Origin of the sequence: Streptomyces stelliscabiei (assembly GCF_014873495.1) — a bacterium.
Classification (GTDB): domain Bacteria; phylum Actinomycetota; class Actinomycetes; order Streptomycetales; family Streptomycetaceae; genus Streptomyces; species Streptomyces bottropensis.
The window spans coordinates 2,488,127-2,514,104 of record NZ_JADBGF010000001.1 but is presented as its reverse complement, the minus strand read 5'-3'; the positions used below and the strand labels follow the sequence as shown (position 1 = coordinate 2,514,104).

The window sequence follows — 25,978 nt, the reverse complement described above, 5'->3', positions numbered from 1 at the left end:
CATGGCTGAGCAGCGGCGCGACGTCCCGGACGAGCGAGGCGTGGACGAGGTGGGCGGGCATCCGCGGGATGCGCGGGGCGGGGGGCGGCGCGGTGTGCCCCACGAGGTGGCGCGCGCGTGGGACGGACTCGTCGCCACCGCCCGGCGGACCGTGGCCGACGGTCTGGTCGTCGGCACCTCCGGCAACGTCTCCGTGCGCGTGGGGGACACCGTCCTGGTCACACCGACGGGAGTGCCGTACGACCGCCTGACCCCGGACGACGTCACGGGCGTCGACCTCTCCGGCCGGCAGGTCCTCGGCACGCTCCGCCCGACCAGCGAACTCCCCATGCACCTGGCGATCCACACCACCACCGACGCCCGTGCCGTCGTCCACACTCACGCCGTGCACGCGACGGCCGTCTCCACCCTCGTGGACGAGCTGCCGCTGATCCACTACATGTCCGCCGCCCTCGGCGGACCCGTCCGGGTCGCCCCCTACGCGACCTACGGCACCCCGGAGCTGGCCGAGAACATGCTCCGAGCCCTGACGGGCCGCACGGCCTGCCTGCTCCAGAACCACGGCACAGTCACCTACGGCGGCACCCTCGACGAGGCCTACGACCGCACGGCCCAGCTGGAATGGATGTGCCAGGTCTGGCTGAAGGCCTCCACCGTCCCGCACCTCACCCCGCACCTGCTCACCCGCGAACAGCTGAACGAGACGGGCGAGCGCCTCAAGGGATACGGCCAGCCGGGCTAGCTTCCGGACCGACGGCGGCGAGCCTGCGGGGCACCCTCGGGATGCGTACACCAGCCACTCGGCCGGGCGCCCGCACTCCGCGACGCGCGCGTGGTCACTCCCCGACGCACGCCCACTGGCCCCCGGCACGGTCCGCCGGGACACTGGAGCCGTGCGTGGAGTGAGAGCGGCAGCCTCGGCCCTCGGGGTCGCGTTCGCCGCCGGCGCGGCCAGTGTCGCCGCGGGCCGGCTGGCCAGTGACGTCGCGCTGAAGGCGCCGCCGGGCGAACCGCTGCCCACGGAACCCCGGCTGACCGTGCACGCCACCGCGGCCGGCCGCATCGCGCTGACCCGGGCCTTCGCCTCCCAGCGTCCCGGCACCTACGGCCTCACCGGCAACGGCTCCCACGCGGTCGTCGGCGGTGTGCTGAACGGCGCCCCGCACGCCCCCGACGCGGTCGTCCGCCGCCTGGAGCGTGTCAGCCAGGGCACCCTGGAGCCCGGCGACAAGGTGTGGTTCACCCCGGACCTCCACATCGGCGACCCGCGCACCGCGCTCGGCCTCGACCACGACGACGTCGAGATCCCCGGCGAACTCGGCACCCTGCCCGCCTGGTTCGTGCCCGCCGCCCGGGACACCTGGGTGATCGCCGTGCACGGTCTCGGTGCCACCCGCGCGCACGCCCTGAACCTCATGGAGGCCCTGCACCGCCACCACTTCCCGGTCCTCGCCCCGGCCTACCGGGGCGACCCGGGCGCGCCCCGCTCCCCGGACGGCCTGAACCACCTCGGTGAGACCGAGTGGCGGGACGTGGACGCCGCCCTCAGGTACGCCGTGCGGTACGGCGCCGAGCGCGTCGTCCTGCTCGGCTGGTCCACCGGCGCCACCATGGCCCTGCACGCCGCCACCCGCTCCGCCCTGCGCGACCGCGTCGCCGGACTCGTGCTGGACTCACCGGTCCTCGACTGGGCCGCCACCCTGCGGGCCCTCGCCACCGCCCGCCGCACCCCCGGCCCCCTGCTGCCCCTCGCGGTCCGCGCCGCCCAGGGGCGCACCGGACTGCGGGCCGTCCCCGCCGACCACGAGCCCGCCCCCTCCGGTCTCCGGGCCCCGACGCTGCTCCTCCACGGTCCCGACGACACCGTCGCCCCCTGGGGCCCCTCCCGGCGCCTCGCCGCCCTCCGCCCCGACCGGGTCACCCTGCGCACGGTCCGCCACGCCCCGCACGGCGCCATGTGGAACGCCGACCCGAAGGCCTACGAGGAAACGCTCCGCCGCTTCCTCACCCCCCTGGTGTAACGGCCGGGGCTCGTCGAGGGCCCCGCGAAACCCGTCCGCGGCGAGAGGTACGCCACATTCCGCTTAGTGCGGTGGCGACGCGATCCTCGTCGGTACCGACCCCTGGGGACCCCGTGCGTTGGCCACCCCTGTCGCCCGCTGTGACATTCCGTTTGGGTTTTCGGACCGTCAACCGGAAGACTGCCCCCGTGACGTCCCGTAACCCGCGCGACTCCAGGCTCCGCCTCGTCGGCCCGCGAACCCTGGCCGCCGCTCCCCGAGCAGCAGTGACCCAGCGCCGCCGACCGGCCCCCCGGCCCCCGGAGGGCACCCCGCCGCCCGTGGAACTCGCCCGTATGGCCCGCGCCGTTCTGGCGGACGCGGCCCGGGTCGCCCACTGGGCCGATGCCGTCCTGCGCCCCGGCCGTGAGGGCGCGAACCCCGACGGCAAGGGCACCCTCTCCGCCGCGACCGCCGAACGGGCCGCCGTCGAACTGGGCCTGACCCCGGATCAGGTCCGCCACGACTGGGACACGGCACGACTGGCCGGCCTCATCGAGGTGCACGGCGACAGCGCGCGCCCCGGCTGGCGGCTGCGTGCCTGGCACCGCGACGACAGCGCCGTCCTGCGCGGCTGGGTCGCGTTCTTCGACGCCTGGTCCATCGCCTACCCCGAGCCCGAGGACCGCGAGCCCGCGGCGGTCGCCGAGGTCGTCTCGGCCATGCCCCAGGTGCTCTCCTTCCTCCAGCTCTCCGCCGGGCCCGTCCCCGTCGAACAACTCCTCGACCTCCTGGAGCAGCGGGTCACCGAACTGCGCACCGAGCGCTGCGAGGTCCCCTACGGCCCGCAGCCGGAGCCGAACCCCGAGCCCGCCGCCGAGGACACCCCCCTCGCACCGCTCCTCGACTGGTCCCTGCGCGCCCTCGCCTCCGTCGGCGCCCTCACCTACGGCGACGCCCAGGCCACCCTCACCCCGCTCGGCAGCTGGGCGGTCTGGGTCAAGCTGGAGCAGATCTGCGTCGCCGCGCAGAGCCCCGCCGGGAACATCGAGGTCTCCGCCGAGGACATGCTCAGAGGCTGCGCGCAGCTCCGTCCGAACGCGGCCCGCGCCGAGTACCGCGCCTGGCTCGCCGCCCGCCCCGTCGGCGGCGCCGTCACCGAGCTGATCGCCGCCGCGCGCGGCGAGGACGCCCTCATCCGGGGCCTCGCCTTCGAGGCCCTGCGCGTCGTCGGCGCCCCCGCCGAGCCCGACGTCCGCACGGTCGCCGACGAGACCCCGCTGCGCCCCTACGCCCTGCTCTGGCTCGCCGAGCACGACGGCGCCGACCCCGAGGACGCCCACGAGGTCCTCACCCGTGAGGAGTCCACCTGGCTCTGGGTGGACACCGCCGCCGCCGTCGCCGACCACGGCGAGGCCCCGCTGCTCGTGCGGCATCTGGAGTCCGCGGTGCAGCCGACGGTCCCCGCGCTGCTGGCCGAGGTCCGCGCGGTCGGCCACCCCCGCACCGTCCAGGTCCTGGTCGCCCTCGCCGCCGCCCACCCCGACCCGGCCCTCGCCAAGGCCGTCCGCCGCGCCGCCTTCCAGGTGCACACCGGGGGCAGCTGACCGGGCGGGTGAGGCGGCGGCCCGTCAGCCGCCCGTCTCGGGGGCGTAGGTGCCGAAGCTCCAGACATTGCCCTCGGCGTCCCGGGCCATGTAGTCCCGTGAGCCGTACTCCTGGTCCGTCGGGGGCGTCAGGATCTCCACGCCGTGCTCCACGGCCCGCCGGTGGTGGGCGTCCAGCTCGTCGGCGGACACGACGATGTACACCCCGGCGGGCCCCGCGCCCTTCATCGCGCCGTCGAAGACGCTGCCGCTGCCCTTGGAGCCGACCATCACCGCGCCGTTGCCCTGCGTCAGCTCGGCGTGCTGCACCACACCGTCCTCGCCCTCGTAGACCGACAGCTCGGTGAAGCCCAACGCCTCCGTGAGCTGTCTGATGGCGGCCTTGGCGTCCGCGTACAGCAGCGTCGGATAGACGCTCGGACGTCCGTCGCTCCTGCCCGTCATACCGATCACGACCTCTCCGTCGTCCGGAACACGCCCTGCGGCTCAGTTTCGCACCCACCACCGACAACGCCCCGGTACGCCGGTGACCGAGACCACGTGATCCCTTGTCATACGGGCGATAAACCGCTTGCCGCCCCCAGTTAGAATCGGCCCATGGCCATTCTCCTCGCGCATTAGACGGCGGGAACGTCCTCAGCCGCCCACCCGCCACCCCCGATCCGCCCTGGAGTCTGTCCGTGATCTCCGCCTCCGCCGTCGAGCTGCGCGCCGGTGCCCGCGTCCTCATCGAGTCCGCCACCTTCCGCATCGCCAAGGGTGACCGCATCGGCCTGGTCGGCCGCAACGGCGCCGGCAAGACCACCCTCACCAAGTGCCTGGCCGGCGAGGGCATGCCGGCCGGCGGCACCATCACCCGCTCCGGCGAGGTCGGCTACCTCCCGCAGGACCCCCGCACCGGCGACCTCGACGTCCTCGCCCGCGATCGCATCCTCTCCGCGCGCGGCCTCGACGTACTGATCCGCAAGATGCGCGACAACGAGCAGCGGATCGCCAACGGTCAGGGCGCCACCCGGGAGAAGGCGCTGAAGCAGTACGAGCGCCAGGAGACGGAGTTCCTCACCAAGGGCGGGTACTCCGCCGAGGCCGAGGCCGCCACCATCGCCGCCGCGCTGAACCTGCCCGACCGGGTGCTCGGCCAGCCGCTGCACACCCTCTCCGGCGGTCAGCGCCGCCGTATCGAGCTGGCCCGGATCCTCTTCTCCGACGCCGACACCCTGCTCCTCGACGAGCCGACCAACCACCTCGACGCCGACTCGATCGTCTGGCTGCGGGACTACCTGAAGACCTACCGCGGCGGCTTCATCGTGATCTCCCACGACGTCGACCTGGTCGAGACGGTCGTCAACAAGGTGTTCTACCTGGACGCCAACCGCGCCGAGATCGACGTCTACAACATGGGCTGGAAGCTGTACCAGCAGCAGCGCGAGGCCGACGAGAAGCGCCGCAAGCGGGAGCGGCAGAACGCCGAGAAGAAGGCCGCCGCGCTGCACTCGCAGGCCGACAAGATGCGCGCCAAGGCCACCAAGACCGTCGCCGCGCAGAACATGGCCAAGCGCGCCGACCGGCTGCTCGCCGGCCTCGACGCGGTCCGGGTCTCCGACAAGGTCGCCAAGCTGCGCTTCCCCGAGCCCGCGCCCTGCGGCAAGACCCCCCTCATGGCCGAGGGCCTGTCGAAGTCGTACGGCTCGCTGGAGATCTTCACCGACGTCGACCTGGCCATCGACAAGGGCTCCCGGGTCGTCATCCTCGGCCTCAACGGCGCCGGCAAGACCACCCTCCTGCGCCTGCTCGGCGGTGTGGAGAAGCCCGACACCGGCGAGGTGATCGAGGGCCACGGCCTCAAGCTCGGCTACTACGCGCAGGAGCACGAGACCCTCGACCCGGAGCGCACGGTCCTGGAGAACATGCGCTCCGCCTCCCCGGACCTGGACCTGGTCGAGATCCGCAAGACGCTCGGCTCGTTCCTGTTCTCCGGCGACGACGTCGACAAGCCGGCCGGGGTCCTCTCCGGCGGCGAGAAGACCCGTCTCGCGCTCGCGACCCTGGTGGTGTCGTCCGCGAACGTCCTGCTCCTCGACGAGCCGACGAACAACCTCGACCCCGCCAGCCGCGAGGAGATCCTCGGCGCGCTGCGCACCTACAAGGGCGCGGTCGTCCTCGTCACCCACGACGAGGGCGCGGTCGAGGCGCTCCAGCCGGAGCGGATCATCCTGCTGCCGGACGGCGTCGAGGACCTGTGGGGCGCGGACTACGCGGATCTGGTCGCGCTCGCCTGAGCGAGCGGCGGAGCGAATGGGCCGACCACTCGGGTTGATCAACTGCCTCTGGATCATTCGGCCCATCCGTGATCCATCATCTGTGTGAGATCTCCTCGTACCGAGGTGTGTCCTACATCGATTTCACGGCCGAGTCCTTCCGTGCGAAGGGCTCGGCCATCGTGCGTCTCTGACCTGGTACTTCGCAGAACAACCCGTTCGGGTGTACGGACAACGCTGGGCGGAATCACAGGTTCCGCTCGTGAGTACGCACTCCTGTCGTCACAACCTTGTCCCACGGACCTTGCCGAATGGGTGGCCATCACGCCCCGGAGGGGTGATCATGAGGAGACCAGAGCGCACTTCCCATGAGGAGGACCGGGTGGCCGAGACTCTGAAGAAGGGCAGCCGGGTAACCGGCGCCGCGCGCGACAAGCTCGCGGCAGACCTGAAGAAGAAGTACGACTCCGGTGCGAGCATTCGGGCGCTGGCCGAGGAAACCGGTCGCTCGTATGGCTTCGTACACCGGATGCTCAGCGAATCGGGTGTCACGCTCCGAGGGCGTGGCGGCGCGACGCGGGGCAAGAAAGCCGCCTCGGCCTGACGCGCCGGGCGGCCCATCGGCTTCGATGGTGGCCACCCGGTCGGTCGTCCCCCAGGGCCCTAGAGGGACCTGGGGGGACCGCAGACCGACCGGGTGGTTACTGTGCAGTCACTTAGCGATGTTTCATCGCTCTGCTGACCGCACTCATCGGAGGCGCCCCATGGCTTCGCTCGAACCGCTGCTCGACCAGGACGGCGTACGGCTCACCGTTGACGACGCCATCGCCACGGTGACGCTGACCAATCCGGCCAAGCGCAACGCGCAGAGCCCCGCTCTGTGGCGGGCGCTCACCGAGGCCGGACGGTCGGTGCCGGGCTCCGTCCGTGTGGTCGTGCTGCGGGCCGAGGGCAAATCGTTCTCCGCCGGCCTCGACCGGCAGATGTTCACGCCCGAAGGCATTCAAGGGGAGCCCTCCTTCGTCGATCTCGCGCGTCGTGACGACGCCGGGCTCGACTCGATGATCGCCGAGTTCCAGGAGGCGTTCACCTGGTGGCGGCGCAACGACATCGTGTCCATCGCCGCCGTGCAGGGACACGCCGTCGGTGCGGGCTTCCAGCTCGCCCTCGCCTGTGATCTGCGCGTCGTCGCCGACGACGTGCAGTTCACCATGCTCGAAACCAGCCTCGGGCTCGTGCCCGACCTCACGGGGACGCATCCGCTGGTCGGCCTCGTCGGGTACGCCCGCGCACTGGAGATCTGTCTCACCGGACGCTTCGTCACGGCGGAGGAGGCGCAGCGCATCGGGCTCGCGAACCTCGCGGTCCCCGGCGACCAGCTCGCCGACGCGGTGCGGGACCTGGCCGCCGCGCTGGTGTCCGCGCCGCGCGACGCGGTGGTCGAGACGAAGGCGCTGCTGCGAGGAGCGGTGGGCCGGGACTACGACCAGCAGCGCGCGGCGGAGCGGGCGGCCCAGGCACGGCGCCTGCGGGACCTCGCGGGGATCGCTCAGTAGCAGGCACCCGGCAGCCGGGGCGACGTGTGCACCGAGTCGGCGCCGCGATCCACGGCGGTCAGGCCAGGGCGGCCCCGCCTGTCACCGCGGTGACGAGCACCGCCACCGTCGGGTGGTCCGGCATTGCCTCGCCCACCGCCACCCGTACCTCGCGTGCCACGTCCAGGGCCCGCCGTTCCTCCGTCACCACCAGTTCCACGAGGACATGGCGGCGGGGGAGGGCGGGCCCCGTCGTGCCGGGAGCGCCGAGGACGGTGGTGAGGCGGCCGACGCCGGGGACCGCGAGCCCCGCGGCGGCGGCGCGCGCCTGCTCGTCGTCGCCGGTGGGCGGAGCGGGGGTCGCCGACGGGGGCGCGGAGAGCGGGGGGACCGCCTGCTCGTCGTCCTCCAGCAGATGGGTCAGCCGTAGATCCACCTCTGCCACCCGCAGGCCGATGCGTTCCCGGGCGGTGGTGGTGAGGACGGTCCGCAGACGGGCCGCCGTCGCGGGGAAGGGCTCGGCGGCCGGGCCCGCCAGGGCCGCGAAGTCGGCTGTGACGCGCAGCGGTCCGCAGGGGAGCGCGCTCGGCGGCGGGGGCACGGCCGCCTCGCTCCCGTCGACGTCGGCCGACGAGACGCGCAGCGGGCCGAGACTCAGCCCCCGCAGCGCCGCGGCCGCGCCGCGCAGCACCGATTCCACGGCCCGCTCCGTGATCCACGCGCCGTCCTGCGGGCCGCCCAGGGGGAGCACGCGGCCCGTCCCGAGGTGCCGGCGTACCGCCTTCGTCCACCTGTCCGCCGTCATTCCTCCAGCCTGCCCTATCCCCGGCGCGCGGCGCCGCAACCGCGCTTACTGTGGGTTGAGGGGGACGACCGGAAGGGACGTACGGCATGACTGACATGACGGAGCGGAACCGGACGGAAGGGCCCGACACCACCAAGGAGCCGCCACAGGTCGGGCGGAGGACCACCCGGCGCGGTGGCGGGGATCCCGCGGGCCGGGGGCGTACGACCATCGCCGACGGCGTCGTGGAGAAGATCGCCGGACTCGCCGCGCGGGAGGTCGTGGGCGTCCATGCCATGGGCAGCGGACTGTCACGGACCTTCGGGGCCGTGCGGGACCGGGTGCCCGGCGGGGCCAAGTCCGTGACCCGGGGTGTGAAGGTCGAGGTCGGCGAGGTGCAGACCGCGCTGGACCTGGAGATCGTCGTCGACTACGGGGTGTCCATCGGTGATGTGGCCCGCGATGTGCGCGAGAACGTCGTCGCGGCCGTCGAGCGGATGACCGGGCTGGAGGTCGTCGAGGTCAACATCGCGGTCAGCGACGTGAAGCTGCCGGACGAGGAGGACGAGGAGCCCGAGTCCCGCCTGCAGTGAGCGGGGCCCGGCCGTCGAGCACCCGGCCCACCACGTACGTCAGGAGTCTTGGAGTGTCTAGGAGCACAGGATGAGCTTGGCCATGATCGGCATGATCGCCGGCATGGCGCTGGGCTTCGCCGGGTACTTCGGCGGATTCGGCGCCTTCCTGCTGGTGGCCGCGCTGGGTGCCGTCGGCTTCGTCGTCGGCCGGTTCCTGGCGGGGGACCTGGAACCGGGCGACTTCTTCCGCCCACGTGACGACCGACGCCGATGAACCCGCCTGGCAGCGGCCGTCCCGCGGAGCGCGGGGCCGTCGAGCCCGGTGAGCGCGGGGCGATCCGGATCGCCGACCGAGTGGTCGCGAAGATCGCCGCGCAGGCGGCGCGCGAGGCAATGGTGGCGCCGACGCCGGACTCCGCGCCCCCGAACGCCACCGTCCTCGTCCATCACGAGACCGCGCGCGTGACGGTCAGTCTCGGGCTCCCCTACCCCTCGGACATCGGGGGCCAGTGCGCCGCGGTGCGTCGTCATGTCGTCGAGCGGGTAGCGACGTTGGCGGGAATGCACGTGTCGGAGGTGGCCGTCCACGTCGAACGGCTGTACCCGGCGCACGCACACGACGTGGCACAGGCGAGGACGCGATGAGCGAACCCGAGCGCTCCGAAGGCACCACGCGACGACTACCCGTCATCGAGAAGGCCGACGACACCGACGGCACGGGCGCGGACGGAAGGACCGCCGACCGCGAGCCGGACCAGTCCGCGTCCGCCGCCGCGTACGACCCGCCGCCGGTCCGCGACGGCGAGAACGGCGGGGAGAAACGCTTCTGGTCCGCGCGCAGAATCCCCGCGGGCATCCTCGCCGCCGTGCTCCTCGCGGGTCTCGGCCTGCTGCTGTACGACGTCGTCGCCGTCCGCGCCGGCCGGCCCGCCATGCAGTGGCGCCGTTCGCTGGCCGGGGAACTCGCCGAGCGCCCCCTCGACGACATCTGGGTGCTCGTCGGCGCCTCGGTCGCCGTGCTCCTCGGCCTCTGGCTGCTGGTGCTCGCCGCGACCCCCGGACTGCGTGACGTCCTGCCGATGCGGCGTGTCCACCCCCGGGTACGGGCCGGACTGCACCGGGACGCCGCCGCGCTGGCCCTGCGCGACCGGGCCATGGAGGTGTCCGGGGTGCAGTCCGTACGGGTCCGGGCGGGCCGCAGGCGGGTCGACGTCCGCGCGGTGTCCCACTTCCGGGAACTCGACGAGGTACGGGCCGACCTGGACGTCATGCTCGCCGACGGCATCCGGGGGCTCGGCCTGTCCCGGCCGCCCGCTCTGTCGGTGCATGTCCGCCGGCCCGGCCGGAAGGGGTGAGCGCGATGCTGAGGATCGTCAACCGGATGCTGCTCGCAGTCGTCGGACTCGTGCTGGCGGTGGTCGGCGGCGCCGTCCTCGCCGTCGGACTGGGTGTGGACCCGCCCTCGTGGTGGCCGCACGACGGCAAGAAGGACGTCCTGCTCAGCGACGCCGACCGCACCCGGTGGCACGACTCCGGCTGGTGGTGGCCCACCGTCATCGCCGTGCTCGCCGTGCTTGTCCTGCTCGCCCTGTGGTGGCTGACGGCGGTCCTGCGGCGCCACCGCCTCGCCGAGGTGCTCGTCGACACCGGCGACGGCGAGGGCGCGTTGCTGCGCGGACGGGCACTGGAGGGCGTGCTCACCACCGAGGCCGCCGAGGCGGACGGTGTCGAACGGGCCCACACCCGCCTGACGGGGCGCCGCAACGCCCCCGAGGCCCGGGTCCGCCTCCTCCTCCAGCCCCATGTGAACCCGGGCGACGCCCTGCGCACCCTGACGTCCCAGGCCCTGACCCATGCCAAGGACTCGGCCGGACTGGCCGCGCTCCCGGCGGAGGTCGCACTGCGCGCGGCCAGGCACCGTGCGGAGAGGGTGAGTTGACGGTCAGCCCCACCTCGCCCCGGCGCGTCCGGGCTGGTCTCCCGGGCCGTCAGAACCCGTGCCGCATCCCGCCGTCCACCGGCAGCATGATCCCCGTCAGATAGGACGCGGCCGGGGACAGCAGGAAGGCGCCCGCACGCCCGAACTCCTCCGGTCGCCCGTACCGCCGCAGCGGGATCCGCGACTCGTGCGCGGCCCGCGTCGCCTCCGGGTCCGCCGACAGCCCGTCCAGCTCACGCACCCGGTCCGTGTCGATACGCGCCGGGAGCAGCCCCACGACCCGGATGCCCCGCGGCCCCAGCTCGTCGGAGAGCGACTTGGCGAACCCGGCCAGCCCCGGCCGCAGCCCGTTCGAGATGGTCAGCCCGGGGATCGGCTCGTGCACGGACCCGGACAGCACGAACCCGATGACACCGCCCTCGCCCAGTTCCTCGGCCGCGGCCCGCGCCAGCCGGACCGCCCCCAGGAACACCGACTCGAACGCGGCGGTCCACTGTTCGTCCGTGTTGTCGGCGACGAACCCGGGCGCCGGCCCGCCCACGCTGACCAGGATGCCGTCGAAGCGCCCGAAGCGTTCGCGCGCGGCGGCGATCAGCAGCCCGGCGGCCCCGGGGTCGGCGTTGTCCACGGCGACGCCCACCGCGTTCCCCCCGAGCGCGGCCGCCGCCGCCCCGACGCTCTCCTCCTCGCGGCCCGTGACGACCACCTTCGCGCCGTCGGCGACGAGTTCGCGCGCGACCGCGTGACCCAGTCCGCGGGTCGCTCCGGTGACGATGTAGACACGGTCCTTCAGCCCAAGATCCATGGCCCTATCCTGCCTCCTTCCCGTCGAAGAGGGCGAGGGCGGTGCCCACGAGACCGACGTGGCTGAACGCCTGGGGGAAGTTCCCGAGCTGCCGGCCCGCGACGGGGTCGTACTCCTCCGCCAGCAGCCCCACGTCGTTGACCAGCCCCACGAGCCGTTCGAACAGCTCCCGCGCCTCGGCCGTGCGGCCCGTCAGATGCAGTGCGTCCGCCAGCCAGAACGAACAGACGAGGAACGTGCCCTCGCCGCCCGGCAGGCCGTCGACGGAGGTGGTCGCGGCCGTGCGGTGGTCGAGGCCGTAGCGGCGGACCAGCCCCTCGTGGCTCAGCTCCGCGCGGATCGCGTCGACGGTGCCGACGACCCGGGGGTCGTCCGGCGGCAGGAAGCCCATGAGGGGGATGAGCAGCAGCGAGGCGTCGAGTTCGCGGGAGCCGTAGGACTGGGTGAAGGTGCCCCGCTCGGGGTCGTAGGCCCGGTCGCAGACCTCGCGGTGGATCTCGTCGCGCAGGGCCCGCCAGCCTTCGAGGTCGCCGCCGGTCAGCGTCGGGTCGTCCTCCAGGGTGCGCACGGCCCGGTCGGCGGCCACCCAGCACATCACCTTGGAGTGCGTGAAGTGGCGGCGCGGCCCGCGCACCTCCCACAGCCCCTCGTCCGGCTTGCGCCAGGCCGAGCGCAGGTACTCCATCAGCGCGCACTGCATCCGCCACATGTCCGGCTTGTCGGGCAGACCCGCACGCCGTGACACGAACACGGAGTCCATGACCTCGCCGTACACGTCCAACTGCAACTGCCGTACGGCGTCGTTGCCGACCCGGACCGGACGCGAGTCCTCGTACCCGGACAGCCAGGGCAGGTCGTACTCGGGGATGCGGCGCTCACCGGCCAGGCCGTACATGATCTGCAGGTCGGCCGGGTCGCCCGCAGCCGCGCGCAGCAGCCAGTCACGCCAGGCCTCTGCCTCCTCCTGGTAGCCGCAGGACAGCAGCGCGCCGAGGGTGAGGGTGGAGTCGCGCAGCCAGCAGTGGCGGTAGTCCCAGTTGCGGACGCCGCCGATCTCCTCGGGCAGGGAGGTGGTGGCGGCCGCGACGATCCCGCCGGTCGGGGCATAGGTGAGCGCCTTGAGGGTGATCAGGGAGCGGACCACGGTGTCCCGGTGCGGGCCGGTGTACCGGCAGCGCGCGGCCCAGGCCCGCCAGTCGTGCAGGCTCGTCTCCAGCGACTCGTACGGGTCGACGAGGCGGGGCCGGGGCTCGTGCGAGGGGTGCCAGGTCAGCACGAACGCGACCTTCTCGCCCGGTCCGACCGTGAACTCCGCGTACGTGGCGCGGTCCTCGCTCCACGACCGCACCCCGGGTTCGCTGCGCAGCCACACCGAGTCCGGTCCGGCGACCGCCACACGGTGACCGTCCGACCTGCGCATCCACGGCACGGCCGAGCCGTAGTCGAAGCGCAGGCGCACGGTGCTGCGCATGGTCACCCGGCCGGACAGGCCCTCCACGATGCGTACGACATCGGGGGAGCGGTCGCGCTGCGGCATCAGGTCGGTGACCCGTACCGTGCCCTCGTCGGTCTCCCACTCGGTGTCGAGGACGAGCGAGTCGTGCCGGTAGGCCCGCCGCGCGCAGGTTCCGCCTCCTCGGGGCGCGATCGTCCAGTGCCCGTTCTCCTGGTCGCCGAGCAGCGCGGCGAAGCAGGCGGCCGAGTCGAAGCGGGGCAGGCAGAGCCAGTCGATGGAACCGTGGCGGTTCACCAGCGCGGCCGTCTGGTGGTCGCCGATGAGCGCGTAGTCCTCGATGCGGGGGTGCACGGGGTGCGGGTTCCCGGGCCCGGGGTGATCAATCCGGCGGGAACCGGAAGGGGAGGGTCAGCCCGGCCCCGCCCCCGCCGTCGTCCCTCCCACCCCGGAGAAGATCACCCCGGAGCCGGAGGGGGCCTGGTTGAGGACCCACAGGCCGAGCAGGGTGGCGAGGGTGAAGACCACGAGGACGAGGACCGCGAGGACGAGGCGGCGGTGGCGTTCGCGGCGGAGCCAGTCGCCGCGGGCCGTGCGGTAGGCGTCCGGGGCGGCGTGGACCCCGCCCGCCAGTGCGGCGAGCGCCTCGGCCAGCTCCCGCTCGGTGCGGTCCCGGCCGGTGTCGTTGCCGGTGGTGTCGTTCATCGCCTGGCCTCCATCGCCTGGGTCAGGGCGGCGAGGCCGCGTGCGGTGTGGGTCTTGACCGAGCCGCAGGAGATCCCCATCGCGGCCGCGATCTCGCTCTCCTTCAGCCCCAGCCAGTGGCGCAGCACGAGTGCCTCCCGCTGCCGGGCGGGCAGGTGCTGGAGCGCGCCGATCAGCACCCGCTGGTCGTCGTGGAGCAGCGCGGTGCTCTCGGCGGAGGCGACCGGCTCCTCGGCCGCGGGCGTCTCGACATGCCTGCGGGCGACCTGGAGGTGCCGTATCCGCATCCGGGTCAGATTGCAGACCGTCGACCGCAGATACGCCTCCGCCGCCTCGGCGTCCCTGAGGCGCCGCCACTTGCGGTAGATCTGGTAGTACGCCTCGGCCACCACGTTCTCGGGGTCGTCGGCGCCCAGCAGCACCGCGAGCCGCAGCATCGAGGAGTAGTGCAGCTCGAACAGCCGGGCGACGCCCGCCTCGCGCTCCACGTCGGCGGGATCACTGAGGGCGCCCGGCGGCAGGGCCTGGTTCGGGACCAGCCCCGGCTGCGGTATCAGGGGTTCGGCGGCGGCCGGGGCCGGCACCGGGCTCCGGGACCCGGCGGCGGTCACGGGTCCGGAAACGGCCGGGGGCACCGGCACGCGTAGGTGCTGTCTGCGTCTCACGGGTTGCTCGCTCCCGTCTCGGGGCGCCGCCTGACGGTCAGGCGGGACGGTAGGCCGGTCGCGTCGGCGCCGCGCGGGACACCGAGCCGTTCGAGGACCGCGGTGCCGACGACGGCGACGGTCAGATTGAGCAGGAGCGCGAGCAGGCCGGCGTAGATCTCCAGCGAGCCGCCGCCCAGGAGCACGATGGACGAGAACCCCTCGCGCACCACCAGGAACGTGCCGGTCACCATGCCCACGCCCCATCCGGCGAGCAGGGCCCGGGGGTGCAGCCGTCCGGTGAAGAGGCCGACCGCCACCGCCGGGAAGATCTGCAGGATCCACACCCCGCCGAGGAGCTGGAGGTTGATGGCGTCCTGGTCGCGCAGTCCGAACACGAACGCCACCGCCCCCACCTTCGCGGTCAGCGACACCGCCTTGGCGATGCGCACCTGGCGCTTGGGTGTGGCGGTGGGCTGGAAGTACTCGACGTACACGTTGCGGACGAAGCCGGTGGCGGCCGCGATCGACATCACCGCCGCCGGGACCAGCGCGCCCACGGTGATCGCGCCGAACACCAGTCCGGCCAGCGGTGCCGGCATCAGCCGGTCCACCAGCATCGGCACGGCCGCCTCCGCACCGCCCTCGGGTGCCCGCACCCCGGACGCGAGCGCCGCGATCCCGAGGAAGCCGAAGAGGGCCAGCAGCCCCGTCCAGGCGGGCAGCGCCACCGCGACCTTGCGGACCGTGCGCGGCCCGTCGGCGGCGAACCCGGCGGTGAGGACGTGCGGGTACATCAGCAGGGCCAGCGCCGAGCCGAGCGCGAGGGTGGCGTAGGCGGGCTGCTGTTCGGGGGCCAGCAGGAGGGCGGACCCCTCGACCCCGGTGCCGCCGAGCCGCCGGGCCGCGCCCTCGAAGACCGCGCCCGGGCCGCCGAACCGTTCCAGCACCAGCCAGCACACGGCGGTCAGCGACACGAAGACGGCCACCGCCTTCAGCGCCGAGATCACGGCGGGCGCCCGCAGCCCGTGCCGGTATGTCGCCACCGCGAGCCCCGCGAACAGCGCGACCATCACGAGGTCACCGGCCGCGCCCTTCGGATAGACGCCCCCGGCCGTCAGTACGGCCCTGATGCCGAGCAGCTGCAACGCCAGATAGGGCATCGTCGCGAGGATCCCGGTCAGTGCCACCACCAGGGCGAGCGGCGCCGAACCGTACCGCCCGCGCACGAAGTCCCCGGCCGTCACATAGCCGTGCCGCCGGGCCACCTCCCACAGCCGGGTCAGCAGGACGAAGGCCAGCGGGCAGACGATCACCGTGTACGGCACCGCGAAGAAGGCGGGCGCCCCGTTGCCGTACGCGAGGCCGGGCACGGCGGTGAAGGTGTACGCGGTGAAGATCGTGCCGCCCAGCAGCAGCCAGGTCCACACCGGGCCGAGGCTCCGGTCGGCCAGCGCCCAGCCCTCCAGCGAGGGCAGCCGGTCGGTGGGGCGCAGCCGGCGCGCGGTGACGGCGAGCAGCGACGCTCCGCCGATCACGGCGAGGAACGTCGCGGTCATGGCAGCGTCCGCCATGGGTCACCGTCCTTGGTGTGCCTGGGCCCTCGCGTGTTGGTTGCGCGGACGGCCGGTTCGGAGGACACGAAGCGGCGGGAAATCTTCTGGAAATTCGGTGTCAACCGGATCCGGCGGGTGGGCAACTCTTGCACAGACCCACAGCGATCGGGAGAGGAGCACAGCCCATGGAACCCCACGCTCACCAGCGGCTACGGCGCGTCGCGACCGCCGTCCTGCTCCTCGCCCCGGCCGCGGGACTGCTGTGGGTGCCCTGGTACGCCGGCGCGGAGCCCCGGCTCGCGGGCACGCCGTTCTTCTACTGGTACCAGCTCGCCTGGGTCCCGGGATGCGGCCTGTGCCTGCTCGCCGCGTACGCGCTGACCGACCGCCGTCGTCCGCGAGGACAGCGCTCGGACGGACAGCGCTCCGAGCCCCATCCCTGAGCCGCCCCCGCCCCACTCCTCCCTGCCGCACGCACACCCGCTGACATCAGGAGCCGCCATGTCCACCTCAGTCATGCCCGAATCCGGTCCGGAGTACCCGGAGAAATCCCGCATGTCGCCCAGATCGATCGCGCTGTGGATATCCGTGGCCCTCGTCGGCGCCATCGGCTGGGCCGTGCTCGCGCTGTCCCGGGGCGAGGAGATCTCGGCGGTCTGGCTGCTCATGGCGGCCCTCGGTTCGTACGCGATCGGCTACCGCTTCTACTCGCGGTTCATCGCCCGCCGGGTCCTCAAGGTCGACGACACCCGGGCCACGCCGGCCGAACGCCTGGAGGACGGCGTCGACTACCACCCCACCGACAAGCGGGTGCTGTTCGGCCACCACTTCGCGGCCATCGCCGGCGCGGGCCCCCTGGTCGGGCCGGTGCTGTCGGCGCAGATGGGCTATCTGCCGGGCACGATCTGGATCATCGCGGGCGTGATCTTCGCCGGTGCGGTGCAGGACATGATCGTCCTCTTCCTCTCCATGCGCCGGGACGGCAAGAGCCTCGGTCAGATGGCCCGGGACGAGATCGGCAAGGTCGGCGGTGCCGCCGCGCTGATCGGTGTCTTCGCCATCATGATCATCCTGCTCGCGGTCCTCGCGATGGTCGTCGTCAACGCCCTCGCCGAGTCCCCCTGGGGCACCTTCTCGGTCGCCATGACCATCCCGATCGCCCTTTTCATGGGCTTCTACCTGCGCTACCTGCGCCCCGGCCGGGTCGTGGAGACCAGCTTCATCGGCGTCGCCCTGCTGCTGCTCGCCATCCTCGGCGGCGGGTGGATCCAGGACTCCTCGCTCGCCGAGTACTTCGTCTGGAGCCCCGAGACCCTGGTCTTCTGCCTGGTCGGCTACGGCTTCGTCGCCTCCGTGCTCCCCGTGTGGATGCTGCTGGCCCCGCGCGACTACCTCTCCACCTTCATGAAGGTCGGCACCATCGCCCTGATGGCCGTCGGTGTCGTCATCGCCGCCCCGAACCTCCGCGCCGAGCCGGTCACCGAGTTCGCGCACACCGGCGCCGGACCGGTCTTCGCCGGCTCTCTCTTCCCCTTCCTCTTCATCACCATCGCCTGCGGCGCCCTGTCCGGCTTCCACGCCCTGGTCTCCTCCGGCACCACGCCGAAGCTGATCCGGAAGGAGTCGCAGGTCCGGCTGATCGGCTACGGCGCCATGCTCACGGAGTCCTTCGTCGCCGTCATGGCCCTCATCGCCGCCTGCGTCCTCGAACCCGGCCTCTTCTACGCCATGAACTCCCCGGCCGCGCTGCTCGGCCCGACCGTCGACACCGCCGCCGAGGCGGTCAAGAACCTCGGCTTCACCATCACCCCGGAACAGCTCACCGCGGCGGCCAGGGCGGTCGAGGAGGAGACCCTCGTCGGCCGCTCGGGTGGCGCGCCCACCCTGGCCGTCGGCATGTCGGAGATCTTCGCCGGGGTCTTCGGCGGCGCCGGGATGAAGGCCTTCTGGTACCACTTCGCGATCATGTTCGAGGCCCTGTTCATCCTCACCACGGTCGACGCCGGCACCCGTGTGGGCCGCTTCATGCTGCAGGACATGCTCGGCAACGTCTGGAAGCCGATCGGCCGCGTCACCTGGAAGCCGGGCATCTGGATCACCAGCGCCCTGGTCGTCGGCGCCTGGGGCTACTTCCTCTACGCCGGTGTCACCGACCCCCTCGGCGGGATCAAGCAGCTGTTCCCCCTCTTCGGCATCGCCAACCAGCTGCTCGCCGCCGTCGCCCTGGCCGTCACCACCACCGTGCTCATCAAGTCCGGCAAGCTGCGCTGGGCCTGGGTCACCGGCATCCCGCTGGCCTGGGACGTGGCCGTCACCTTCACCGCCGGCTGGCAGAAGATCTTCTCGGACAACCCCGCGATCGGCTTCTTCGCCCTGCGGGACAAGTACGCGGCGGCCATCGACAAGGGCGAACTGCTGCCGGGCGCCACGAACATGGACGACATGCACACGATCGTCCTCAACAACACGGTCGACGGAGTGATCATGGCGATCTTCCTGCTCCTGGTCCTCACGGTCCTGGTCAACTGCGCCGTGGTGTGCGTCCGCGCCGTACGCTCCCCGGTCCCGCTGCCGTCCACCGAGACGCCGTACGTGGAGTCCCGCCTCGACGCGGGGGACTCCGAGAAGGAGCTGGTGGGGGCTCGCCGGTGACCGTCCGGAACTGGGTGCGCGGGGTGCGCTGGTACCTGCGGGAGCTGACCGGCGAGGCCGAGTACGACCGCTACTGCGACCGCCACCGCCGCCACCACCCGAAGGCCCCGCTCCCGACCCGCAGGGAGTACGACGTCCTGCGGACCCGGCGGAGAGAGGAGCACCCGGAGGGCCGCTGCTGCTGAGCGCGGCGGGCAGGCCCCCTGGGCCGGCCCGCCCGGCCGGGGTGCGGGTCTCTTCGGCGGGTGCGGGTCCGGTGGGGCTTCTCACGCAGTTCCCCGCGCCCCTGAAAGCCCAGGCCCCGCGGGCCTGAAAGCCCAGGCCCCGCGGGGCCCGCAAGACCAGGTCCCGCGGGGCCACGGTCCTCCGGGCCTGGAAGCCAACGGTTCTGCGGGCCTGAGAAGCACGGGGCGCAGCCCTGCTTCTCAGGGGCGCGGGGAACTGCGCGGCCAGCCCCCACTCACCCGCACCCGACAACGCACTCCACGCCCACCCCCGACCCCGGATCCAGAGATGCTGAGACGCCACCCGTGGGACCTGCTGCCCGAGCCGGAACGCATGTTCGCGTACTGGCGGGAGAGAGCGAGGGGTGGCCGGGGCCGGACCTGAGACCCGCGCCGGGAACACGCGCGTCTACGCCGGAGCGGACGCCGTCTCCCTCTCCTCCGCGGCGGCGGTCGCGGCCTCCGCACGGTCGCGCCGCTCACGGCGGACGAGGATGACGAAGCCGATCGGGACACCGAGGGCGAAGAGCCACCACTGCAGCGCGTAGGCGTAGTTCAGCGCGGCGTTCTCGTCGCCGGGACTGCCGAGCTGCTCCGGGGTGTCGCCGTTCGGCTCGGGCGCCGTCTGCACGAGGTAGCCGCCGAGCACCCGGACGCCGAGGCGGTCCGCCTCCCGCTCGCTGTCGATCAGCATGATCTGCCGGTCCGGCAGGCCCTGGAGATCCTTGATCCCGCTCGCCTCGGTCGTCTCGTCCGGCATCAGCCGTCCCGTGACGGTGATCTCACCGGCGGCCGGCGCGGGGATCTTCGGGAACGCGGTCTGGCTCGGTCCGTCGGCCGGGATCCAGCCCCGGTTGACGAGCAGCACCTTGCCGTCGTCGAGCACGAACGGGGTCAGGACGTGGAAGCCGACCTCGTCGTCGGCGTTGACGCGGCGGCGGACGACGACCTCGTCGTCGGTGTCGAAGCGGCCCTTCGCGGTCACCGTGCGGTAGCGCTCGGCGCTGGTGACGGCGTGCCCGGGGGAGGTCAGCCGCTCCACGGGCACCGGCTTCGCGGCCAGCGCGTCGGCGACGAGCTGATTCCGGGCGCTGCGCTCCTCGTAACGATGCATCTGCCAGATGCCCAGCCTGACCATGGTCGGGATCAGGACGAGCGAGAGCAGAGTGAGGATCACCCACTGCCGGGACAACAGGAAGCGGTACACCCCACGACCGTACAACTCGGTCGTGGGGTGTTTTCGGGCGGGTGGGCGCTCGGACCTCGTCGGGCCCCGCGGGGGCGCGGTCAGACTTTGTCGACGATGCCCGCCTTCCCCTCGGCCCGCGCGCAGTGGGCGCCGCAGTACCAGTGGCCCTCGACCTCGACGCCCTGGCCGATGATCTGCACCCGGCAGTGCTCGCAGATGGGGGCCATGCGGTGGATCGCGCAGGAGAAGCAGTCGAAGACGTGCACCGCGCCCTGTGCGTGGATCTCGAAGGTCATGCCGTAGTCATTGCCGCAAACTTCGCATCTCGCCATGCGCCACAGGGTGAGCCGTCACCACCGCGCGGGCGAGCGGGCGGCGGGCGAGTCGCGCGTCAATCACCCATCCGTACGGCCGCCGCCGCGGGCCGCCGCGCCGCTCACCCGTCGGCGGGCTCGACATCGCGCAGCAGCTGTCCGAACGCCGCCTCGTCCACGACCGGTGTCCCGTACTGCCGGGCCTTGACGACCTTCGACGTGTTCGAGTCCGGGTCGTTGGTGACGAGCAGACTGGTCACCCGGGACAGGCTGGTCGCCACGTGCAGCCCGGCCTCGATCGCGCGGTCCTCCAGCAGATCGCGTTCGATCGACGTGTCCCCGGAGAAGGCGACCCGCATGCCCTGCTTGAGCGGTTTGCCGTCTTCGTAACGCCCGGGGTTGGGGTGCGGGCAGGCGGGCCGCTTCCGTGCGGGCCGCCAACTGGTGGGCCGGTAGCTGGCGTGGCCGCCGGGGCCCGCCTGCTGCCCGATCCGGGGCGCGGCGGGGCTGTCCCGCCACTCGGTCAGTGGCCGGCACTCGTGCAGCGGGAGCCGAACGTTGCCCGCGGCGGCGACCCGCAGGCTCGGCCGGAACGCCTCCGCCAGCACCCGCGCGTCGTCCAGGGCGTGGTGCGCCCGCTGCTGGACCACCCCGAAGTGCGCCGCCAGCGACTCCAGTTTGTGGTTGGGCAGCGGCAGGCCCAGCTCCTTCGACAGCGCGATCGTGCACAGCCGCTGCCGCACGGGCGCCTCGGTCTCCGCGCGCGCGTACTCGCGGGCGATCATCGACCAGTCGAACACCGCGTTGTGCGCGACGAGTACACGGTCGGCGAGCCGCGACGAGAACTCCTGCGCGATCTCCCGGAAGAGCGGCGCCCCTTCGAGCACGTCACTGGTCAGCCCGTGGATCCACACCGGCCCGGGGTCCCGCTCGGGATTCACCAGCGTGTACCAGTGGTCCTCGACCTCGCCCCGCGCGTCCAGTCTGTACACGGCCGCGGAGATTATCCGGTCGTCCCGGGACAGTCCGGTCGTCTCCACGTCGACGACCGCGTACCCCTGTGGGTACGCGGCCGGCCAAGGCGCCTGCGACGCTGCGGTCGTGTGGTCTTCGAGCATGGTCACTGAGGATACGGGCCGCGACTGACAGCCTGTTACCGCGTCTGCGGGCGAGGCAGGTCGGGCTCGGTGCCGTACAACTCCGCACGGGTGCGCGGCAGTCGCCCGAGGTGTGGGCGCCCGACGGCGCTCGCGTCGTCGGCGGGGGCGCCCCGCCGACCGTGTGCCCCGTACCCCCGTATTGGTGGAGGGCGCCAAGAAGCAAGCGCGTACCGCCGGAAATACTTGTCAGTAACACCGTCTAGCCGCCGCCGACCAGCGGATCTACGGTGCCCACATGCCGAACCTGCCCGATGTCGTGCTGTGGTCGATACCCGCCTTCGTGCTGCTCACCGTGATCGAGGTGATCAGTGTCCGGATCCATCCGGACGACGATGCCGCCGGGTACGAGAGGAAGGACTCCGCGACCAGTGTCGGCATGGGACTCGGGAGCCTCGCCTTCGACTTCCTCTGGAAGATCCCGATCGTCGCGATCTACACGGCCGTCCACGAGTTGACCCCGCTGCGCGTCCCCGTCCTGTGGTGGACGATCCCGCTGATGCTGCTCGCGCAGGACTTCTTCTACTACTGGTCGCACCGCGGCCACCACGTGATCCGGATCCTCTGGGCCTGTCACGTGGTCCACCACTCCAGCCGCAGGTTCAACCTGACCACAGCCCTGCGGCAGCCCTGGACGACGCTGACCGTCTGGCCCTTCTACGTCCCGCTCGTCGCCCTCGGCGTGCACCCGGCCGCGCTCGCCTTCTGCTCCTCCGCCAACCTCGTCTACCAGTTCTGGATCCACACCGAGCGGGTCGGGAAGCTGCCCCGCGCGTTCGAGTTCGTGTTCAACACGCCCTCGCACCACCGGGTCCACCACGCCTCTCAGGGCGGTTATCTGGACCGTAACTTCGGCGGCATCCTCATCGTCTGGGACCGGCTCTTCGGGTCCTTCGTGGAGGAGACCGAGCGGCCGGTGTACGGGCTGACGAAGAACATCGACACGTTCAACCCGCTGCGGGTCGCCACCCACGAGTACGTCTCCATCGCCAGGGACCTGAAGCGGGCGAGCGGTTGGGGCGAGCGGGCGGGCCGGGTCTTCCGCGGGCCCGGCTGGCAGCCCGCACAGCCGCCCGAGCGCGCCCCGGCGGCCGAGCGTGCCCCGGCGGCCGAGCGCGCCCCGGCGTCCGAGCAGGACGCGACGGCCCAGCAGGACGGGCCGGCCGGCCGGGGCGCGGCCGCCGTCGAGGAGACCGCCGCGTGAGACGACCGGACGGGGCAACCGCCCTCCTCGTCGCCTTCGGGACCGCCGCCGTGGTCGACCTCGGTGCCCTCGCCCTCGGCGTCACCCCCGGGCACACCGTCGCCAAGCCCCTGCTGATGCCGTTGCTCGCGGCGTACGCGTACACGCGCGGTGCGCCCCGGCCGCTGCCGGCGGCCCTGCTGTTCGGCTGGGGCGGCGATGTCCTGCTCCTCTCCGGCGCCGAACCGGCCTTCCTCGCGGGGATGGCCTCCTTCGCCGCGGGCCACGTCTGCTATCTCGTCCTGTTCGGGAGGTCCGACCCGCCCAGGCGGCTCGCGTACGCCGTCGGGTACGGCCTCGCCCTGGTCGCCGCCGTCGCGAGTCTGTGGCCCGGTCTGCCGGCGGACCTACGGCTCCCCGTCGCCGGTTACAGCGCCCTGCTGACCACGATGGCGTGGGCCGCCGCACGGCTCGGGCGCCTCGCGGGGCTCGGCGGCGCGCTCTTCGTGGTGTCGGACATGCTCATCGCGACCGGCGTGGCCGACTGGCCGCAGCCGCCCCGCCCCGACCTGTGGATCATGCTCACCTATCTGGCGGCCCAGTACCTGCTGGTCCGTGGCGTCCTCGGCAGCCCCGGCGACCGGCACCCGGCCACCCCGGCGTACGACACGGCGAACCCGCTCTGACGGACCGAACGACGAGACCACCGACCGCCCTTCGCACCACGGACCCCCGGCGCCGCTCACCAGCGGATCGGTACCGGCAGTGCCGTCAGCAGCGCCGACACCGCGACGACCGCGCCCAGTAGGGCCACCTCGGCGCGGGCGAAGGCGGCGGCGTCGGGCCGGTCGTGGGTCGGGTGGCGCAGGCGTCGCCGGGCTCGCAGGGCGAGGGCGGCGACCGCGGTGACCAGGAGCACCTTGGCCAACAGGGCGCGTCCGTACGCCGTTTGCGTCAGCTGGTCCAGGGCCGTGCCCGGTGGCATGCGGCGCAGCGTGCTCCACACGCCGGTGGCGGTGACGGCGGCCAGCAGGAGGGCGGCCACGCGCGCGTAGCGGCCCAGCAACGCGGTGCCCGCCCGCGTCGAGCGCCACGCGCCCGTGCGCAGCGTCCGCAGGACGTGCAGCAGTCCGCCCGCCCACAGCGCCGCGCACGTCAGATGCACCAGGGTCAGGCCGGTGCCGACGAGCGGGCTGTCCTCGGTGGCGGGGTGCGCCCGCAGGGCCTCCGCGACGACGAGCGCGGTCAGGGGCAGCGCCTGGGCGGCCGGCCTGCGGGAGAGCGCGAGCAGGCCGGCCGCCGCGAAGGCGTTCACCTCCAGCAGTGCGAGTCTGCCGTCCCGGGTCGCGTACAGCCCGCCCACGTCCAGGTCGGCGGGGGAGTACGGCACCAGATTGCCCGTGGCCACCACCGAGGCCAGCCCCGACGCGGCCACGAATCCGGCCACCGCCGCCCAGGGCGCCCAACTGTGCGGCGCCTCCTGCGAGGCGCCCGGCACCCGCCGCCCCAGCCACCCCACGAACAGCTCGCCCACCGGCACACACAGCGCGGCCAGCAGCACCGCCCGCAGCAGCGCGACGCCCCCGGTCCCGGGCGCCCCGGCCTCACCCGTGCCGTCCAGCGCGGCACGCGGTCCGAGCAGGGGGATCAGCGCACCCGCGCCCAGCACGACGAGCACGACGACCGCCCTGCCGGCCCGGCCTCCGGGCCCGCAGGGCGGTCGCCCGGCACTGTGCTCGGGCTCGTCCGCCCCCGCCTCCGTCGCCTCAGCGGTCCCACTCGTCAGGCTCACCCCGAAAAGTTCACCAGTCGCACCAGAACCATGCAAGTGCCGGAAAACGACTGGCAGTTCGACATTGCCCCCATACGTACGGGTGAGCGGCCCCGGTGACTCAGTCCCAGCGCGGCCCGTCCGCACCCCAGGGCCCCGGCGGCCGAGCCCAGTCGCCGGGCCCGCCCTCGAACGACACCGGCGACAGGGCGTACCGCAGCCGCCCGAGCCGGCTGTCCCGCTCGGCGAGCCACGCCTGCGGTCCCTCGTACGCCGCGCCCTCGTCCTCGCCCGGGGCATGCTCGATCCCGCCCGTCAGCCAGGCCGCCGTACGGGCCAGCGACAGCCGGACGACCCGGCTGTGTCCCTGCTCCGCCTGCTCGGTGAGCGCCCTCAGCACGGCCGCCGCCATCAGGTACCCCGTCCCGTGGTCGAGCGCCTGCGCCGGCAGCGCGCCCGGTCCTTCCTCCGTACCCTCGATCGCCGCGATGCCCGTCGCCACCTGCACCAGACTGTCGAACCCCCGCCGCCCGGCCCACGGCCCGTCCGCGCCCCACGCCGAGAGCTGCGCCACGACCGCGCCGGACCGCCGTGAGACCAGCGCGTCCGGTGACAGCCCGAAGCGGTCGAGGGAGCCCGGCCGGTAGCCGGTGACGACGACGTCCGCGGCGGCCAGCAGGTCCTCGAAGGCCCGCCGGTCGGCGGTGCGGCCCAGGTCGAGGGTCGTCGACCGCTTCCCGGATCCGGTGTCGGTGTGCTGGTCGGGGATCTCCGGCATCCCCGGCGGGTCCACGCGCAGCACGTCCGCGCCCAGCAGGGCGAGCGTGCGGGTGGCCACCGGGCCCGCGATGACCCGGGTCAGGTCCAGCACACGCACTCCGGCCGCGGGGAGCACAGGACCGCCCCCGGCCGGCCCGCCCCCGATCGGCGCGAGCACGCGCGCGTACGCCGTGTCCAGCCGCTCGTGCTCCACCAGCGGCCGGGCCGCCACCGCCCCCGCCTGCCCGTGCGCCGCCCACTGCCCGGCCGTCCGCAGGGCGACCGCCAGGCCCCCGGCCGCGTACACCGTCTCCTCGACCTCCAGGGACGCCCGCTCGACGAGGACGGCCTCGGCGTCGGCGACGGGGTCGGGGGAGGCCTCCGGCACTCCCAGCGCGGACAGCAACCGCCGCCGGTGGTGCGGATAGTTGGCGTGCGTACGCACCCACCCGTCCGCCGTCCGCCAGAACCGCGACAGCGGCGCGAAGCTGACCGGCGCCCGTCCGCCGACCAGCAGATGACGCTCACTCACGAAGGCGGTGCCGACCGCCCCGTCGTCCACCCGCACCCGCGGCACCTCCGCGAGCCCGGCCCGTCGCGCCCCGAGTTCGGCGGCCGCCAGCGCGCACACCCCGACGCACGTCCGCGCCAGCTCCCGCACCGGCAGCCGGGCTTGCAGCACCCCGTCCCGTACGACGGTCGAGACCCTCGGCAGCAGCGCGGGATCGCCGCCCAGGGCCGCCCACGCGTGATTCATGTCTGTCATGACCCGCACTATGCATCGAAGACCGGGACGGAGGGCGACAACGGAAACGGCCGGGCGGTGAGGTCACCGCCCGGCCGTACACGTCATGACCGTACCCTCTCC

At 73.1% G+C, this 25,978-nt stretch carries 28 protein-coding genes; 16 read left to right on the top strand and 12 right to left on the bottom strand.

Going from position 1 to position 25,978, the window contains the following annotated elements; all coding sequences use genetic code 11:
• Window position 1: 1 nt before the first annotated feature.
• The 3 genes from H4687_RS11000 (at window position 2) to H4687_RS10990 (ending at window position 3,607) form a co-directional block, all read left to right on the top strand.
• A complete protein-coding gene (locus tag H4687_RS11000; protein WP_046916222.1) occupies window positions 2-742 on the top strand; it encodes a class II aldolase/adducin family protein in 741 nt (246 codons plus the stop codon).
• 151 nt (window positions 743-893) lie between these two features.
• On the top strand, window positions 894-2,021 hold the full coding sequence (locus tag H4687_RS10995) for an alpha/beta hydrolase (protein ID WP_050398310.1): 1,128 nt from the start codon (window positions 894-896) through the stop codon (window positions 2,019-2,021).
• 188 nt (window positions 2,022-2,209) lie between these two features.
• Window positions 2,210-3,607: a hypothetical protein gene (locus H4687_RS10990; RefSeq protein ID WP_179860157.1), complete on the top strand. Its 1,398-nt coding sequence runs from the start codon at window positions 2,210-2,212 to the stop codon at window positions 3,605-3,607.
• Between the two features lie 24 nt (window positions 3,608-3,631).
• Here H4687_RS10990 and H4687_RS10985 read toward each other — a convergent pair whose 3' ends face one another.
• On the bottom strand, window positions 3,632-4,060 hold the full coding sequence (locus tag H4687_RS10985; protein ID WP_046919317.1) for a VOC family protein: 429 nt from the start codon (window positions 4,058-4,060) through the stop codon (window positions 3,632-3,634).
• Between the two features lie 227 nt (window positions 4,061-4,287).
• Between H4687_RS10985 and abc-f the strand changes: the two genes are divergently transcribed.
• From abc-f to H4687_RS10970, 3 genes are all read left to right on the top strand, one after another.
• Window positions 4,288-5,886 (top strand): ribosomal protection-like ABC-F family protein, encoded by a 1,599-nt coding sequence (abc-f, locus tag H4687_RS10980; RefSeq protein ID WP_046919318.1) that lies wholly within the window; start codon window positions 4,288-4,290, stop codon window positions 5,884-5,886.
• Window positions 5,887-6,247: 361 nt separating this feature from the next.
• Window positions 6,248-6,469 (top strand): helix-turn-helix domain-containing protein, encoded by a 222-nt coding sequence (locus H4687_RS10975; protein ID WP_006123601.1) that lies wholly within the window; start codon window positions 6,248-6,250, stop codon window positions 6,467-6,469.
• 160 nt (window positions 6,470-6,629) lie between these two features.
• Window positions 6,630-7,421 (top strand): enoyl-CoA hydratase/isomerase family protein, encoded by a 792-nt coding sequence (locus tag H4687_RS10970; RefSeq protein WP_046919319.1) that lies wholly within the window; start codon window positions 6,630-6,632, stop codon window positions 7,419-7,421.
• Between the two features lie 58 nt (window positions 7,422-7,479).
• On the opposite strand, the gene H4687_RS10965 is transcribed toward H4687_RS10970, so the two are convergent.
• Entirely contained in the window at window positions 7,480-8,205 is a 726-nt protein-coding gene (locus tag H4687_RS10965; RefSeq protein WP_050398309.1) for a hypothetical protein, read from the bottom strand.
• Window positions 8,206-8,291: 86 nt separating this feature from the next.
• Between H4687_RS10965 and H4687_RS10960 the strand changes: the two genes are divergently transcribed.
• From H4687_RS10960 to amaP, 5 genes are all read left to right on the top strand, one after another.
• Window positions 8,292-8,777, top strand: coding sequence for an Asp23/Gls24 family envelope stress response protein (locus H4687_RS10960; protein WP_046918961.1), 486 nt, complete (start codon window positions 8,292-8,294; stop codon window positions 8,775-8,777).
• A 70-nt stretch (window positions 8,778-8,847) separates the two neighbouring features.
• Window positions 8,848-9,033: a hypothetical protein gene (locus H4687_RS10955; RefSeq protein WP_046918960.1), complete on the top strand. Its 186-nt coding sequence runs from the start codon at window positions 8,848-8,850 to the stop codon at window positions 9,031-9,033.
• Window positions 9,030-9,404 carry an Asp23/Gls24 family envelope stress response protein gene (locus H4687_RS10950; protein WP_046918959.1) on the top strand — a complete coding sequence of 125 codons (375 nt, stop codon included), beginning with the start codon at window positions 9,030-9,032 and terminating at the stop codon, window positions 9,402-9,404. Before H4687_RS10955 ends, H4687_RS10950 begins: the two co-directional genes overlap by 4 nt.
• A complete protein-coding gene (locus H4687_RS10945) occupies window positions 9,401-10,114 on the top strand; it encodes a DUF6286 domain-containing protein (RefSeq protein ID WP_046918958.1) in 714 nt (237 codons plus the stop codon). Before H4687_RS10950 ends, H4687_RS10945 begins: the two co-directional genes overlap by 4 nt.
• Before the next feature lie 5 nt (window positions 10,115-10,119).
• Entirely contained in the window at window positions 10,120-10,698 is a 579-nt protein-coding gene (gene amaP, locus H4687_RS10940) for an alkaline shock response membrane anchor protein AmaP (RefSeq protein WP_046918957.1), read from the top strand.
• Window positions 10,699-10,747: 49 nt separating this feature from the next.
• Here the strand turns inward: amaP and H4687_RS10935 are convergent, their stop codons facing one another.
• Genes H4687_RS10935 through H4687_RS10915 form a run of 5 tightly spaced genes read right to left on the bottom strand, consistent with a single transcriptional unit; the run spans window position 10,748 to window position 15,879 of the window.
• Entirely contained in the window at window positions 10,748-11,503 is a 756-nt protein-coding gene (locus H4687_RS10935; RefSeq protein WP_046918956.1) for an SDR family oxidoreductase, read from the bottom strand.
• A gap of 4 nt (window positions 11,504-11,507) precedes the next feature.
• Window positions 11,508-13,310, bottom strand: a complete 1,803-nt coding sequence (locus tag H4687_RS10930; protein WP_050398308.1) for a glycoside hydrolase family 15 protein — start codon at window positions 13,308-13,310, stop codon at window positions 11,508-11,510.
• Between the two features lie 57 nt (window positions 13,311-13,367).
• Window positions 13,368-13,661 carry a hypothetical protein gene (locus tag H4687_RS10925; RefSeq protein WP_050398307.1) on the bottom strand — a complete coding sequence of 98 codons (294 nt, stop codon included), beginning with the start codon at window positions 13,659-13,661 and terminating at the stop codon, window positions 13,368-13,370.
• Window positions 13,658-14,326 (bottom strand): SigE family RNA polymerase sigma factor, encoded by a 669-nt coding sequence (locus H4687_RS10920; protein ID WP_404819272.1) that lies wholly within the window; start codon window positions 14,324-14,326, stop codon window positions 13,658-13,660. Before H4687_RS10920 ends, H4687_RS10925 begins: the two co-directional genes overlap by 4 nt.
• A complete protein-coding gene (locus tag H4687_RS10915; RefSeq protein WP_046914382.1) occupies window positions 14,323-15,879 on the bottom strand; it encodes a sodium:solute symporter family protein in 1,557 nt (518 codons plus the stop codon). The genes H4687_RS10920 and H4687_RS10915 overlap by 4 nt, the downstream gene beginning before the upstream one ends.
• Before the next feature lie 167 nt (window positions 15,880-16,046).
• Here H4687_RS10915 and H4687_RS10910 point away from each other — a divergent pair, with 167 nt between their 5' ends.
• The 3 genes from H4687_RS10910 to H4687_RS10900 are packed head-to-tail and all read left to right on the top strand — an operon-like array spanning window position 16,047 to window position 18,698.
• On the top strand, window positions 16,047-16,304 hold the full coding sequence (locus H4687_RS10910; RefSeq protein WP_046914383.1) for a DUF3311 domain-containing protein: 258 nt from the start codon (window positions 16,047-16,049) through the stop codon (window positions 16,302-16,304).
• Between the two features lie 58 nt (window positions 16,305-16,362).
• Entirely contained in the window at window positions 16,363-18,513 is a 2,151-nt protein-coding gene (locus tag H4687_RS10905) for a carbon starvation CstA family protein (RefSeq protein ID WP_046914384.1), read from the top strand.
• Window positions 18,510-18,698 carry a YbdD/YjiX family protein gene (locus tag H4687_RS10900; protein ID WP_046914385.1) on the top strand — a complete coding sequence of 63 codons (189 nt, stop codon included), beginning with the start codon at window positions 18,510-18,512 and terminating at the stop codon, window positions 18,696-18,698. The genes H4687_RS10905 and H4687_RS10900 overlap by 4 nt, the downstream gene beginning before the upstream one ends.
• 448 nt (window positions 18,699-19,146) lie before the next feature.
• Here H4687_RS10900 and H4687_RS10895 read toward each other — a convergent pair whose 3' ends face one another.
• From H4687_RS10895 to H4687_RS10885, 3 genes are all read right to left on the bottom strand, one after another.
• Window positions 19,147-19,944, bottom strand: coding sequence for an SURF1 family cytochrome oxidase biogenesis protein (locus tag H4687_RS10895; protein WP_046914386.1), 798 nt, complete (start codon window positions 19,942-19,944; stop codon window positions 19,147-19,149).
• Between the two features lie 80 nt (window positions 19,945-20,024).
• Window positions 20,025-20,258, bottom strand: coding sequence for a hypothetical protein (locus H4687_RS10890; protein ID WP_078531414.1), 234 nt, complete (start codon window positions 20,256-20,258; stop codon window positions 20,025-20,027).
• Between the two features lie 104 nt (window positions 20,259-20,362).
• A complete protein-coding gene (locus tag H4687_RS10885) occupies window positions 20,363-21,358 on the bottom strand; it encodes a DEDDh family exonuclease (RefSeq protein ID WP_046914409.1) in 996 nt (331 codons plus the stop codon).
• Between the two features lie 277 nt (window positions 21,359-21,635).
• Between H4687_RS10885 and H4687_RS10880 the strand changes: the two genes are divergently transcribed.
• Both H4687_RS10880 and H4687_RS10875 read left to right on the top strand, forming a co-directional pair.
• Window positions 21,636-22,601, top strand: a complete 966-nt coding sequence (locus H4687_RS10880; RefSeq protein ID WP_046914387.1) for a sterol desaturase family protein — start codon at window positions 21,636-21,638, stop codon at window positions 22,599-22,601.
• Complete coding sequence (locus H4687_RS10875; protein ID WP_046914388.1) at window positions 22,598-23,266, top strand: lysoplasmalogenase; 669 nt, start codon at window positions 22,598-22,600, stop codon at window positions 23,264-23,266. The genes H4687_RS10880 and H4687_RS10875 overlap by 4 nt, the downstream gene beginning before the upstream one ends.
• Window positions 23,267-23,322: 56 nt before the next feature.
• Here the strand turns inward: H4687_RS10875 and H4687_RS10870 are convergent, their stop codons facing one another.
• Together H4687_RS10870 and H4687_RS10865 are read right to left on the bottom strand one after the other, a co-directional pair.
• Complete coding sequence (locus H4687_RS10870; RefSeq protein WP_046914389.1) at window positions 23,323-24,372, bottom strand: CopD family protein; 1,050 nt, start codon at window positions 24,370-24,372, stop codon at window positions 23,323-23,325.
• 100 nt (window positions 24,373-24,472) lie between these two features.
• On the bottom strand, window positions 24,473-25,876 hold the full coding sequence (locus H4687_RS10865; protein ID WP_046914390.1) for a CoA transferase: 1,404 nt from the start codon (window positions 25,874-25,876) through the stop codon (window positions 24,473-24,475).
• Between the last annotated feature and the right edge of the window lie 102 nt (window positions 25,877-25,978).